Origin of the sequence: Paenibacillus sp. 598K (assembly GCF_003851045.1) — a bacterium.
Taxonomy (GTDB): Bacteria; Bacillota; Bacilli; order Paenibacillales; family Paenibacillaceae; genus Paenibacillus_D.
This window is the reverse complement of the sequence record NZ_BFBX01000093.1, coordinates 57705-58362: the sequence shown is the minus strand read 5'-3', so window position 1 is coordinate 58362 and position 658 is coordinate 57705. Positions and strand designations below refer to the sequence as shown.

Genomic DNA, 658 nt, shown 5'->3' with positions numbered 1-658 from the left:
GTCCGGCGATGCGTGCGGCTCTTGAAGGCGTCGCGGTCATGCGTGCGGAAGTACGCCAGCACTGCCGTCGTATACGCGGGCACGAAGCCTCGCGGCCGCATGAACGCCGGGTGCTCCTCCGACCACTGGAAAAACTGATAGATCGTCTCCGGACTCTTGGCGTGCTGGCGCAGGAACTCGATCAGCCCTGGATAGTCGATCGCCGTCACGTCGGAGCTGTTGCAGAAGGCGATCGTAATCCGCGCGAACTGCGCGGGCTCGATCGAGACGGCCAGCCAGCGGCGGCCGAGCTGCTGCGCCCGGTCGATCTCCGCCGGGTCGAGCCCGTCGAAGACACGGTTGTCCGGCTTGGGTTGCACGAACCAGCGGTGCAACGCCTGCAGGACGGCCGCCGCCGACTGCTGTCTGCCGTCGCCGAGCCGTTCATTCCACAGCGCCAGCCGCTCATGATCCTTGAGGAACTCGGCCTGACCGAGCTGCTCACGCGTCAGCGACTCCCACGACAGCTCGGTCAGCATCGTCCGGTAGACCGTCATCTCCAGCTGCTGGGTCAGCTCGCTCAGCTCGGTCTTCTCTACCTGCGGCAACGCCGCCTGCGCTTCCCCGGCGAACTTGCCCAGCGCCTCGTACGCCTTGGCCGCTGCCGTCAGCGGCTGCC

1 pseudogene is annotated in these 658 nt (G+C 67.0%); it reads right to left on the bottom strand.

Going from position 1 to position 658, the window contains the following annotated elements:
- Positions 1-658: pseudogene (locus PA598K_RS25105) on the bottom strand (hypothetical protein); the annotation flags it as partial.